At 49.3% G+C, this 13,042-nt stretch carries 9 protein-coding genes and 1 pseudogene; 4 read left to right on the top strand and 6 right to left on the bottom strand.

The genetic code is table 11. The features are described 5' to 3' along the window. Nucleotides 1–605: FlxA-like family protein (locus tag AC1WIP_RS04050; RefSeq protein WP_481140610.1), on the bottom strand; the 605-nt coding region annotated here is incomplete at its 3' end. Nucleotides 606–818: 213 nt separating this feature from the next. Here AC1WIP_RS04050 and AC1WIP_RS04045 point away from each other — a divergent pair. After that, complete coding sequence (locus tag AC1WIP_RS04045; RefSeq protein WP_481140609.1) at nt 819–1,565, top strand: helix-turn-helix transcriptional regulator; 747 nt, start codon at nt 819–821, stop codon at nt 1,563–1,565. Here AC1WIP_RS04045 and AC1WIP_RS04040 read toward each other — a convergent pair. Continuing rightward, entirely contained in the window at nt 1,562–2,476 is a 915-nt protein-coding gene (locus AC1WIP_RS04040) for a helix-turn-helix transcriptional regulator (RefSeq protein ID WP_481140608.1), read from the bottom strand. The two genes, AC1WIP_RS04045 and AC1WIP_RS04040, sit on opposite strands and share 4 nt — an antisense overlap. Before the next feature lie 170 nt (nt 2,477–2,646). Between AC1WIP_RS04040 and uxuA the strand changes: the two genes are divergently transcribed. The 3 genes from uxuA (at nt 2,647) to AC1WIP_RS04025 (ending at nt 7,351) form a co-directional block, all read left to right on the top strand. After that, entirely contained in the window at nt 2,647–3,720 is a 1,074-nt protein-coding gene (gene uxuA / locus AC1WIP_RS04035) for a mannonate dehydratase (RefSeq protein ID WP_481140607.1), read from the top strand. 40 nt (nt 3,721–3,760) lie between these two features. Then, entirely contained in the window at nt 3,761–5,374 is a 1,614-nt protein-coding gene (locus AC1WIP_RS04030) for a mannitol dehydrogenase family protein (protein WP_481140606.1), read from the top strand. Nucleotides 5,375–5,647: 273 nt separating this feature from the next. After that, nucleotides 5,648–7,351, top strand: a complete 1,704-nt coding sequence (locus AC1WIP_RS04025) for an ABC-ATPase domain-containing protein (protein ID WP_481140605.1) — start codon at nt 5,648–5,650, stop codon at nt 7,349–7,351. 5 nt (nt 7,352–7,356) lie between these two features. On the opposite strand, the gene AC1WIP_RS04020 is transcribed toward AC1WIP_RS04025, so the two are convergent. From AC1WIP_RS04020 to AC1WIP_RS04005, 4 genes and pseudogenes are all read right to left on the bottom strand, one after another. Further along, nucleotides 7,357–9,030, bottom strand: a complete 1,674-nt coding sequence (locus tag AC1WIP_RS04020; protein WP_481140604.1) for a diguanylate cyclase domain-containing protein — start codon at nt 9,028–9,030, stop codon at nt 7,357–7,359. Nucleotides 9,031–9,220: 190 nt separating this feature from the next. Beyond that, nucleotides 9,221–11,374, bottom strand: a complete 2,154-nt coding sequence (gene htpG / locus AC1WIP_RS04015; RefSeq protein ID WP_481140603.1) for a molecular chaperone HtpG — start codon at nt 11,372–11,374, stop codon at nt 9,221–9,223. Between the two features lie 169 nt (nt 11,375–11,543). Beyond that, a complete protein-coding gene (locus AC1WIP_RS04010) occupies nt 11,544–12,605 on the bottom strand; it encodes a peptidylprolyl isomerase (protein ID WP_481140602.1) in 1,062 nt (353 codons plus the stop codon). A 7-nt stretch (nt 12,606–12,612) separates the two neighbouring features. Then, nucleotides 12,613–13,042 (bottom strand): annotated as a pseudogene (locus AC1WIP_RS04005) (FAD-dependent oxidoreductase); the annotation flags it as partial.

The following is a 13,042-nucleotide window of genomic DNA, read 5'->3' as shown; positions in this document are numbered from 1 at the left end:
GCCTTCCCATCCTCTTTGGCAGCTTCTTCCAGATTCTTGCTGATCTCAGACAGTGCGCTCATCTGGGACGTTGTAACATTGCCTGCTTTCTCCTCTATCTCTGCAAGCTCCGCCTCCTTGGCCTCTGTGTTCCCGCCTGCGCCTGCATCCCGTTTAATTTCAGCCTTTAATACTCCCGCTCTGCCTTCAAGGCTGCTTCTCACCCGTGACTGCATCTGCACCTGTCCCATAGCAGCATCTGCAGAAATAATTGCCTGCATACTTGCGTCGGATATTCCCTGGGCATCCGCAGATTTTTTCTGTGTCTGACTTCCCCCGCCAAGCAGATCTTCTGCAGAGGAGTCCTTCGTCTGCTGTTTTTTCCTTTGTTCTATCTGGTGCTGCCTCAGCTGCTGGTTCAGGTCTGCAATCTCTTGCTGAATTTCCTGCCTTTTCTGCCTTTTTTCTTCCATCGTCAGATTTTCGTTGGAAGAAAGCTCCTGTAAGGCCTTCTGTGCGTCTGCGATCTGATTCTTGATATTTTTGCTGTAAGAATCCGCTCCCCGCCCGATTCCATACGTTGTCTGCAGATTTGCATTCACTGTGCCTGCCGCATTAATTTTCATGTTCCATCCTCCTTGAGATATAAATTGGAAGTCCATTTCTTACTTATTTTTCGGCATCTTTCCATTTAAACTAAAGTGGGCTGTTCATACTCCCTTTCCCGGTAGTACAAAAATACTACCCTCCTGCACTTCGGTGGCATGGAATGTGGGGCAGTCCCATGCTAAAATGAAATCAGAATAAAAAATAAAATCTTGGAAAGAGAGGGACTCTTTATGAAGCTTTTAACCATTGCGGGATATCTTATCCTCCTGTTCTTTGCCGCGCTGTACACAGACCTTCCAAACGTAAACCCTTCCGGTACTCTGCCGCGCTATATCGAAGGTCCGGCGCCTCTTTTTATGCTCATGCTGCTCCTTATATCCCTTCTGGGAACAGAAACTGCAGGTGATTTTCTAAAGGGTCTTGGGATTGGCTTCGGTTTTCGCAAGCCTCACTCAAAATCCGAGCTGCAAAAAAGCCTGGACGCCATGCGCCACGGCGTCCAGACCACACTGTTGTCCGGCGGCATACTGTTTTTGATGGGCGTCATTTCCATGCTGTACAGCATGGAAGCTCCTGAAAACATCGGCCCCGTCCTTGCCCTGGGATGCTTAAGCCTTTTGTACGCTTTCATTTTCGCCCTTCTCTTAAGCCCTCTCCAGATACGGCTGCGTCAATCCCTTACCGCTCTGGAAACGGTCAGTGATGAAAAAGAGCAACCAGACCGCGGACCAGAGGACCAGAAAATCTATTTCCTGCTTCGTTCCAAGGGCCTCACCGACAGGGAAGCCGAGGTTGCCCGCCTGATCAGCCAGGGAGGCACCAACAAAGAGCTGGCTGAGGAGCTGTGCATCTCGGAATTCACCGTTAAAAAACATGTGACCCATATTTTGGAAAAGCTGCAGCTTGACAACCGGGAGGCCATTGCAAGCTTCATCGAGGAAGCTTCATCCAGCCAGGAAAAGCCAAATCCCTCTTAACTGTCCGGATAAAAATCCTTGTATTTTCCGGGGGAAATCCCGTAGGCGTTTTTAAAATTGCGTAAGAAGGAGGAATAATCGGAAAAGCCGGCCGCCTGATAAGCCTGGGAGATATTCATTCCTTCCGAGAGCGCCCTGCAGGCCTTGATCAGTCGTTTATCCGTGACAAAGGCATGGACGGTCACTCCCGTCAGCTCCTTAAATTTGCGCAGAAAATGATATTTGCTCATGTGCACCTGCTCCGCCAGCTCCTCTACCGTGATTTTCCCTCCGATATGTTCTTCTACATAGCTGCCCACCTGTTTTGCCAGGGGATGCTGTACCAGATTTTCCTGTTTGAACAAATACTCTCTTTTCCTGCACAATAAATTCAAATAGGTAAAAAACAAAATCAGGCAGCCCCTGTCCAGCAGCGCTTTTTCCCCCGGCAGGCGGGATTCCGGTATCTGTGTCATAGACAGCTTCAGCAGATAGCCCCTAAGCAGCTCTTCGTAATATGCCGGAAAATGATAAGCGCAGGAATCCCTCCTCTCAAAGCAGGCGGCAAGCTCCATGTCCCCCTCTCCAAGCTTTTCCAGCATCTGTCTTGTAATCCACAAAATAATCCGTTTAGAGCTGTCATGCTTTTTTTCCATATAATGATATTTGTGCATCACATTCTGGTCGATCAAAAGGAAATCTCCCTTGTGCAGATGATAGGTCTGATTTTCCACCATAGCGGAGTATTCTCCCTCCAGTACATATAAAATCTCATAAAAATTGTGATAGTGAAAGGCAATGGCCCCAAGAGGCGCTCCCTGCTTTTCGTAGACCTCATAATTCTCATTGATCATATACTGGCGCTCGTCGGACGCCTCCAGCCGCCTGATGCGGCTTTCCAGCTTTTCTCCCTGATGAATGTCATATTCCACGGCTTTTCTCTCCTTCTTTTCATTCCCGCATTTCCTGTTTTTACTATATAGCAATTTTTGCACTATTTCAAGCAATATATATTCTTTTCAGGCATTTTTACTTTGTTATACTTACTATTAAGAAATACGTTTCCTGCAACACAAAACAAAGCAAAAAGGAGGATTGTACAATGCAGATGACATTTCGCTGGTACGGCAGCAAGTACGACACGGTTACCCTAAAACAAATCCGGCAGATTCCCGGGGTTACAGGAGTGATTTCCACCCTCTACGGCACGGCCCCCGGAGAGGTCTGGGAAACCGAGGACATTCTCGCCTTAAAGAAGGAGATTGAGGACGCGGGACTTACCCTTGCGGGCATCGAAAGCGTCAACGTTCACGACGCCATCAAGGCCGGCACCCCTGACAGAGACAAATATATTGAAAACTACATCACCACCCTGGAGCGCCTGGGACAGGCGGACATCCATCTGGTGTGCTACAACTTCATGCCTGTATTTGACTGGACCAGAACGGAGTTAGCAAGAGTCCGCCCCGACGGCTCCACAGTATTAGCTTATACCCAGGAGGCCGTAGACGCGTTAAAGCCAGAAGAAATGTTTAACTCCATAAATAAGGACGCCGGCGGAACCGTTCTGCCCGGCTGGGAGCCTGAGCGCATGGCACACATAAAGGAATTATTTGCTCTCTATCAGGATGTGGACAGCGAGAAGCTCTTTGCCAATCTGAAATATTTCCTGGAAAAGATCATGCCCGTATGCGACAAATATGATATCAACATGGCTATTCATCCGGACGATCCTGCCTGGAGCGTATTCGGACTTCCCAGAATCATCATCAACAAGGAAAATATTCTGCGCATGATGCGGATGGTAGACAATCCTCATAACGGCGTCACCTTCTGCTCCGGCTCCTACGGCACCAACCTGGAAAATGATCTGCCCGACATGATCCGCTCCTTAAAGGGCAGGCTGCACTTTGCCCATGTGCGGAATTTAAAATTTAACTCCCCTACGGACTTTGAAGAATCTGCTCATCTGTCAAGGGACGGCTCCTTCGACATGTATGAGATCATGCTGGCTCTCTATGACATTGGCTTTGACGGGCCCATTCGTCCCGATCACGGCCGGATGATCTGGGACGAGCAGGCAATGCCCGGCTACGGCCTGTACGACAGAGCCCTGGGTGCAGCCTATTTAAACGGCCTCTGGGAGGCCATCGAAAAGCAGCATAAAAAGGCCTGAGAGAGATATAATAAGCTTTATCAGAAAGTGAGGATGTCATATGAAACTTACGCTTGAAGGAATAAAAAAGGATCGGGATGCCTTTCTGGCAGCAGGCTACAGACTTCCTGCCTTTGATTACAGTCAGGTGGCGGAAAATACTGAAAAGCGGCCTGTCTGGATTCACTTCGGAGCCGGCAACATTTTTAAAGCCTTTCAGGCCAATGTGCTGCAGACTCTTTTAAATGAAGGCGTCATGGACACAGGTCTCATTGCCGCAGAGGGCTACGATTATGAAATCATTGAAAAAAGCTCCCGCCCCCACGATAATCTGAGCATTCTTGCCACGCTGAAGGCAGACAACACAGTGGAAAAAACAGTGGTGGGAAGCATAATGCGCTCCTATGTGTTAGACAGTAAAAATCAGGCTGAATTTTCAGCGCTGAAACGGATTTTTTCCTCTCCCTCCCTGCAGATGGCCAGCTTTACCATCACAGAAAAGGGCTACTCGCTCACAGACGCAAAAGGCCAGCTTCTAAGCGCCGTCTCAGAGGATTTCGCCTCCGGACCCCAGGCGCCTGACAGCTACCTGGGAAAGGTTGTCTCGCTGCTCTATGCCAGATATTTGAACGGAAAGCTCCCCATTGCCCTGGTAAGCATGGACAACTGCTCCCACAACGGGGACAAGCTCTATGCCGCCGTGACAGCCTATGCGGACGCCTGGTGTGACGCAGGGCTTGCAGAGGCAGGCTTTAGCGCCTATGTGCGGAATCCCTTGTCTGTGTCCTTCCCCTGGACCATGATCGACAAAATCACCCCAAGGCCGGACGCCAGGGTGGAGGCGCTTCTTAAGGAAGACGGACTGGAAGAGCTTGATCCTGTGGTCACCTCCAAAAACACCTACATTGCCCCCTTTGTAAACGCGGAGGAGTGCGAATATCTGGTGATCGAGGACAGCTTTCCAAACGGCAGGCCGCCTCTTGAAAAGGGGGGAATCATTTTTACGGACAGGGAAACTGTTGACAAGGTGGAAAAAATGAAGGTCTGCACCTGCTTAAATCCCCTTCACACCACCCTTGCCATCTTTGGGTGTCTTTTGGGCTATACCCTGATTTCCCAGGAGATGAAAAATCCCCTGTTGAGGAGACTGGTGGAGCAAATCGGCTACAAGGAGGGGCTTCCCGTGGTGGTAGACCCGGGCATCATCGAGCCAAAGGCCTTTATCGATGAGGTGGTGAATGTGCGCATACCCAATCCCTTTCTCCCTGATACTCCGCAGCGCATAGCCACAGACACCTCTCAGAAGCTGGCTATCCGTTTTGGCGAGACCATAAAAGCCTACGAAAAAAATCCCTCCCTGGATACAGCGGATTTAAAGTATATTCCTCTGGTGTTTGCCGGATGGCTCAGGTATCTCATGGGCGTGGATGACCAGGGTGCACCCTTTACTCCAAGCCCCGACCCGCTTTTGGAGAGCGTCACTCCTTACGTGTCAGGTTTTTCCCTGGGGCAGGCACAGCCGGATTTATCCGTGCTGGACGGACTGCTTGCCAACGAAAAGATATTCGGCGTGGACCTGACTGCAAATGGAATGGACAAGCTGGTAAAAAAATACTTTTCCGAAATGCTCAAGGGCCCCGGCGCCGTAAACAATGTGCTGGAAAAATATGTGTAATCCTTTAGTAAAACCTGCATAATACCCTTGACAAGCCCTCCAAAATGAATTACATTGGGCTTCATCGGGCCTTCCTTTCTCCGTGCAGCGGATCAAGAAGGCTAGGCGTTTGCGAAACTCGCTGGCAAAGTCACGAAACTGGTCATAATAACCAAAAACGGGTTCCGAAGCAGTGGCTCGTCACCGTTATTTTGGTTATTACGCCCAGTTTCTGATATCAGAGAGCGAGTTTCTCAATTACCTAAGCCAAGAAGGCCAGGAAAGGAGAAAACAATGCAGACATCAACCGAATTAAGAGCCTTGCTGGACAAAATTGACAGAAAGGGCTATCCTGCCTATAAAGATACAAGAGGAGCCTATCAGTTTCCAGGCTATGTGCTGTCTATCGACCATGTTCAGGGAGACCCCTTTGCCTCCCCCTCAAAGCTGAGCGTTCATGTGGGTGCAAAGGCGGCAGCGTTCCCTGTAAGCCTCTATGAAAAAAAGCACCGGCGGACCGCCCTTGAGGATACGCTGATCCGCCGGTTTGGCAGCTTTGCCAGACAGTTTTCCTTTCAGGCGAAGGGAACGGGACAGAGCGGCCTGCTTGCCGTAAGCCGCTGCGGCCAGGAGGTGCTGGAACGGACAGCCTGCGTAATCAATGAAAAAAGCGGAGATATTATCCTTAGATTTGAAGTGGGCTTTCCTGCCAACGGCCGTACCATCAACGCCAGGGAGCTTCAGAAAATTCTTTTTGATTTTCTGCCAAAGTGTGTAAAGTCCTCCCTTTTTTACCAAAATCTGGATGGCAGACAGCTGCAGGAGATCGCCCACCTGGCAGATAACCAGCAGTATATCCGTGAAATGCTCCCAAAGCTTGGCCTTTGCGCTTTTGTGGCGGATGGAAGCATCCTGCCCCGGGAGTCCGGCGTTTCCTCCCGTCCCATGAAAAACGGTATCAAATTTAAGTCCCCCGCATCTCTCGCTGTGTCCATTGACCTGCCTCACGGAGGAAAGATCACGGGAATGGGCATCAAACAGGGCATCACCCTCATTGTCGGCGGCGGCTACCATGGGAAATCCACCCTGTTAAAGGCGCTGGAGATGGGAGTTTACAACCACATTGCAGGTGACGGCAGAGAGTATGTCATCACTGACGACACTGCCGTGAAGATCCGCGCCGAGGACGGGAGAAGCATCAAAAAAACAGATATTTCCATGTTTATCAACGATCTTCCAAACGGTAAGGATACGGTGGCCTTTGTGACAGAGGACGCTAGCGGAAGCACCTCTCAGGCTGCCAATGTCATGGAGGCCATTGAGGCGGATGCCTCCCTGCTTTTGATTGACGAGGACACCAGCGCCACCAATTTCATGATCCGGGATGAGCTGATGCAGAAGGTGATTCACCGGGATATGGAGCCCATCACTCCCTTTATCGAGCGGATTGAAGAGCTGTATCACAGTTACGGCATTTCCACCATCCTTGTGGTGGGAAGCTCCGGCGCTTATTTCCAGATCGCTGACACCGTTCTTCAAATGGAACGGTATGTACCAAAGGAGATCACTGCCTATGCCAAGGAGGCTGCCAGGGATTTTCCCCGAATTTCCCCTTCTGACGCTCTTTCAGAAAAGCCAAAATTTGACAGACGTCCTCTTCCCAGCCCGGAATTTAAAAGCAATGACAGGATTAAAATCAAAACCCAGGGACTGGACGGCGTAGTACTCAACAAAGAAACCATTGATCTGCGGTATCTGGAGCAGCTTGCGGACAGCGAGCAGGTAACCGCTCTGGGCTACTGTTTGAAATATGCACAGAAAAATATTTTGGACGGCAGAAAAAATCTCCGCCAGGTGGCGGATGCCTTAGAGGCTGTGATAAACCAAAAGACCCTTGCCGCAATTTGTGAAAATCCTTCCAGCATCGCCTGCATGGCAAGGCCAAGAAAGCAGGAAATCCTTGCCTGCTTCAATCGGTACAGAAGCCTGAAGCTTTAAGCTTCCTATTCCCTGTGGGTGCGCTTCATCTGATACATATTCCGGTCGGCCTCCTCTATCAGCAGCGCAAGGCGTTCAGGCGTAAGCTTTTCTTCTGCGGTATTCTCCCACAGTGCGTGTCCGTAGGAGACATTGGCATATTCGGGGAAATGTCTGAGAAGTCTTTTTACCTCTTTTTCAAAGACTTCCACAGCTTCCGAAACCCTGGACGCCGTTTTTTCCACAATAACGACACAGAACTCGTCTCCGCCGATCCGGAAACATTCTCCCATTGATGAAAAAACGGCGTAGATGCCCTTTGCCACGGTCTGCAAAAGCATATCCCCTGTCTGATGTCCTAAAAGGTCATTGGTGCGCTTTAGGTTATCCACGTCAAACAGCAAAACGTCAAGCCTCCCGGGCGCCTGACCGGCCAGATAGCTCTGGCACAGCTGAAAGGCATTTCTGTTTCCCAGACCGGTCATATCATCCGTCATGGCCAGGCTGCGGTAAAAGCTGAAATCATCTCTCTCCTTCCAAAAGGAAGAGAACGCCAGGATAACATCCGCCATCATACACATCAGCAAAATGGTGAGCCCCCAGATATACCACTGGGTATTATAGGTAGCCTGCAGCACACCCAGATAGTAAAACGCCAGTGAAAGCAGTCCGAAAAAATACACCGCCAGCATCCCCGCAAAGGTAAAGCTCATACGCTGCCTGCGCTTTCTGACAATACTGCTCCAGAATTCAGCTGTGGATACGATCATGGCAAGAATTATCAGAATATGTACTGCAGGCACCGTATCGTTAACCTGCGCCAGACCTGTCATATGCAGCACAAAGCAGACCCCTGCATTGGCGATAAAAATCCAGATCAGTACGCCAAACAGGCGGTTCTCACTTTTGGCCATGGACCTGACAAAAACCAAAAAGGGCACACACATCAGATGAAAAGCCGCATAGCTCAGAAAATAGGCTATTGCATAGTTTCCGCCCCACAGAGTGGCAACCTTGGTATCCAGAAGGATCCAAAGTCCCGACAGCAGCATAAAAAAAGCAAGAGATATCTGAGGCACGGCCATGCTTCTTTTTCTATACGCCGTAATCAGAGAAAAGACCAGCAGCAGGCCCGCAAGCATGAAACAAAACATTCCAAACAGAATCTGGGGCATATAGCTTAGAAGAATCTCATACAATGCGGCAGCCGGATGATCAAGCATTACGCTTTTCAGCTCCCATTCCCGCTCCGTTCCGTATCTTCGAAATTCCACTGTTATCTGCTTTTCTCCTTGCATATCCGCCACAGGGACAAAATGCCACATACTGCCAAGAGCATGCTCTTTTCCTCCGGCCGCCTCATAAATCAGCCGTTCTCCGGCCCAGACCCGGATAGAAGAATACCTTGTCTGGAATACAAAGCAGTATTCCCCAGGCACATCCACATTGGCAAGCTCCCGCCGCAAAACCAGGCTTTCCCCTTCCCATGCAAGCGTATGGGGCAGCTGGGGAAGCGGCCGCCACTCTCCTTCGCTTTCATAAACCCATCCGTCCTCCAGCCGTTTTGCGGCGCCTGCGTCATTGCCCTGTAACCTCGTATCAAAAAGAACTGCCGCAAAGACGGCCAGCAAAACCACAACTGCGGCTCCCGCCAAAATCATCACATTCTGCAGACGTTTCCCATATTTAAACAGACGCATTTTAGAATCTCTCCGTTTCCGCTATCTCATCTTTCTGATTTTAACAAAAACAGGTTCCAAAATGTAAGCCACGGAACAATCCGCACTTTTTCAGGCATATTTTGCAATACATAAATTTTGGAGCCGCCTCCTTGCCTGCGCTTCCTGAGACGGCTCCAAATTGTTAAATATATTCAAACATCTGTTTTCTTTATTTTGCCAGCAGCATCATGATCTCATTGCTGCGCGCAACAAATCTCGTCATCTCCTCGGGCTTTAAGGGCGACTGCTGGAGCTTTGCAAGATCATAGAGCTGTTCGCAGATCATTTCCACATTCTCTCCATCCTGATGCTCCGTCACATACTTCACCAGCGGATGATTTGCATTTAAGATCAAGGTCTCGCCCTCTGTGCCAAAGGCCCCCATGTCCATGCCGGGCATGGAATACATCTTCATCATATCCTGCATCCGTCTGCTTTCCTCCGACAAGGTGAGCAGAGAGGAAACCTTTTTGTCCTTAAGCTTCTCTACCTTAACCACCAGCTTGTCGTTTTTGAGCGCCTTCTTCATCAGCTCGCCCAGCGTCTTGGCCTGCTCTTCCAGCTCCTTCTCTGCCTTCTTGGAGGTTTTTGCCTTCATGGTATCGCTTACATCCGCGTCGATGCGGCGGAACTTAACGCCCTCATTCTTGGCCTCCAGCTGAGAGATAAAGGGCTGATCAATATTGTGGGTCAGAATCACGGCATCCATTTTAGCAGCCTTGAACATATTGATATACTGGCTCTGCTGCTGTTCATCGGTTACATAATAGATAATCTTTTCCTTCTTTTCCTGGGAGGTCTCCTCTTCTTTCGCTGTTCCTTCCTGGCCTGCAGGGGTCTCTTCCTCCTCCACAATCTCGGCCTCTACCTTCTGGCCATTTTCGTCCACGGCGCTTCCCGCTTCCTTCGCAGCTTCAGCTTCCTCTCCCTGGGCGGTCTTCCCTTCGCCATTCTCCTCGTCTAAGGGCTTGGTTTCCAGGCATTCCGGCAGTGTCAGATATTTCCCCTCAAGATTCTTAAAGAGAATGTAATCGTTCATTCTTTCACAGAATTTGTCATCCTTCAGGCAGCCAAACTTGATAAAGGGGCTGATGTCGTCCCAGTATTTGTCATACTCCTCTTTCTCGGTCTTGCACATGCCAGCCAGCTTGTCTGCCACCTTCTTGGTGATATATTCGGAAATTTTCTTCACAAAGCCGTCATTTTGCAGCGCGCTTCTGGATACGTTCAGGGGCAGGTCAGGACAGTCGATCACACCCTTTAAAAGCAGTAAGAATTCGGGAATTACTTCCTTGATGTTATCTGCAATAAACACCTGATTGTTGTACAGCTTAATGGTTCCCTCTATGGACTCATACTCCATATTGATTTTAGGGAAGTATAAAATACCCTTCAGGTTAAACGGATAGTCCATATTCAGATGTATCCAGAAAAGAGGCTCCTTATAATCCTGGAATACCTTCCTGTAAAATTCCAGATATTCCTCTCTGGTACAGTCGTTGGGGTGTTTGGTCCACAGCGGTGTTGTCTCATTCATCAGCTCAGGACGCTTTTTAATTTTCAGCTTTCTGGGCTCGGGCTTTGCTTCCTCGTCCGATTCCTTCTTTTCCGGCTCGATTACCTCAAGAACCACATCATCTGCAAGCTTCTCATCCTCTCTGATGATCTGTGTCTCCTTGGTATCCGCCTTGGACAAATAAATTTCCACCGGCATAAAGGAGCAGTATTTCTTCACTACCTCCCGGGCCTTGTATTCATTACAGAATTCAAGACAGTCCTCGTTGACAAACAGGGTGATCGTAGTGCCGGGGGTTGTCCTTCCTGCGTCCTCGCCCTCCGTCATTGAAAATTCCGTGCCTCCGTCGCACTCCCAGTGCACAGGCTTTGCCCCCTCCCTGTAGGAGAGAGAGTCGATATGCACCTCGTCCGCCACCATAAAGGCAGAATAAAATCCCAGGCCGAAATGTCCGATGATCTGGTCCGCATTGCTCTTATCTTTATATTTTTCAATGAAATCCGCAGCGCCGGAAAAGGCAATCTGGTTGATATACTCCTCCACCTCTTCGGCGGTCATGCCCAGTCCGTTATCTGAAACGGTGATGGTCTTTTTCTCAGGATCCACAACCACGTCAATTCTGGCCTTATAATCCTCCGGCAGAGAACACTCTCCCATCATTTCCAGCTTTTTGAGCTTCACCACAGCATCGCAGCCGTTAGAGATCAGCTCTCTGTAAAAAATATCATGGTCCGAGTACAGCCATTTTTTAATAATAGGAAAAATATTCTCGCTGTTAATTGATAAATTTCCACTCTTTACTGACATTGTCACCACATCCTTTTCTTTTACTAAATGTAAGTTTAATTCTGCACGAAACAAAAGTCAAGAAAAAATTAGCACTCATTTAAAACGAGTGCTAATAATTTCAAAAAAATCCTTTAAAACCGGGCTTTTGCGGAAATATAAAATTTTTCTAAATATCTGCCTAAAGGGGCTATTCCGGAAAATATTCGGCGTAAACCTCAAAAAAATCCGAAGTAGTAACCTCTTTGTCATGAATCAGAGTAATCTCATCCCACAGCTTTTCGTTCAGACTTCTGGCCAGAGTTTCCACAAAAGCATCATACTCCTGTCCAAAGGCCTCCCTTCGCCGCTCCTCCACAATTTTAAGCTTATTAGCGTCCGTTTCCTCCCTGTCGAAGGTGCTTAGACATTTGATAATATGATAGCCGCTGCCGCTTTCCACGATCTGGCTGATCTCCCCTGTCTCAAGACCAAAGGCCGCCGTTTCAAAGGCTTCCTCCATCTCTCCCTTTCCGAAGGAATAAGTGATGGTGTCATCCTGGCTGTACCGGGATGCCAGCTCCGCGAAATCCTGTCCCTCCGCAAGGGCCATTTGGCGTATCTGCGAAATCTCTTCGTAGGCCGCCTGCTTTTCCTCCTGGGAATAGTCCACTGTGTTCCCCTGGCTGTCTGTTTTGCTGGTTCTGATCAAAATATGCTGTACCGTGATGGTTCTGGCCTCGTCGTCGCTGATCTCCGGATTGATGTCACGGATAATTTCCTGATATACCTTTTGTGCCAGCGCATATTCTCTGTAGAGGTTTTCTATGGTCTCCAGATCCACTTCCAGGGCCCTTTGTTCCGCCTCACTCAAGGAACCAAAATACTTCTCCGCCGCCTGGACGATCTTCTCCTCCTCTCCCTGGTCAAGCTCCACGCCTTTCTCAGCGGCCAAAAGACACATAGTCTTGATCTGCGCCAGCTTGGCGAGCACCGTCTCCTTCACATTTTCTTCCAAAGTAACGCCGTCCCGCTCAATCTCCCACACCTGTGATCCATACACCTCTTCATATTGGTTCTGGGTATTGGCAAGATATACCATAAGCTCCGCCTTTGAGCAGGATTCCCCCCCAATGCGGAAAACCTCGTCCCTTCCAAATCCTGTGGTAAATACTACTTTTGTGCCGCCCTCCCCCGTATTACAGGCCGTCAGGGCTGCAGCTAAAACAGCTGCCGCCAAAATCCCCGCTATGATTTTCTTTCTGTGCTTCATACTTCTCTCACTGCTTCCCGTTTTGTGCTTCCTGCCGTTTCAGGATGCTTCTTGCCACACTGATGCCGTTGGCAGATGCCTGCTGCAGGCCTCTGGTAACCCCCGCGCCGTCTCCAATGGCCCGAAGCCCCTTCACGCTGGTCTCAAAATCCTGATTGATTACCACCTTATTAGAATAAAATTTTACCTCCACTCCATACAGCAGAGTCTCATCGCTGGCAATCCCCGGGGTGACCTTATCCAGCGCCTCTATCATCTCAGCAATATCCACCATGATGCGGTGGGGAAATACCAGGGACAAATCTCCTGGAACCGCATCCTTTAAGGTGGGAATCAGGTTATTCCGGCACAGCCTCTCGTCCGTTGTCCGCCTGCCCCGCTTAAAATCCCCATAGGTCTGTACCAGTATGCTGCCCCCGCAAAGCATATTGGAAAGC

It is taken from the genome of Acetatifactor sp. (assembly GCF_982438285.1).
This window is presented reverse-complemented; position numbering and strand designations above follow the sequence as displayed.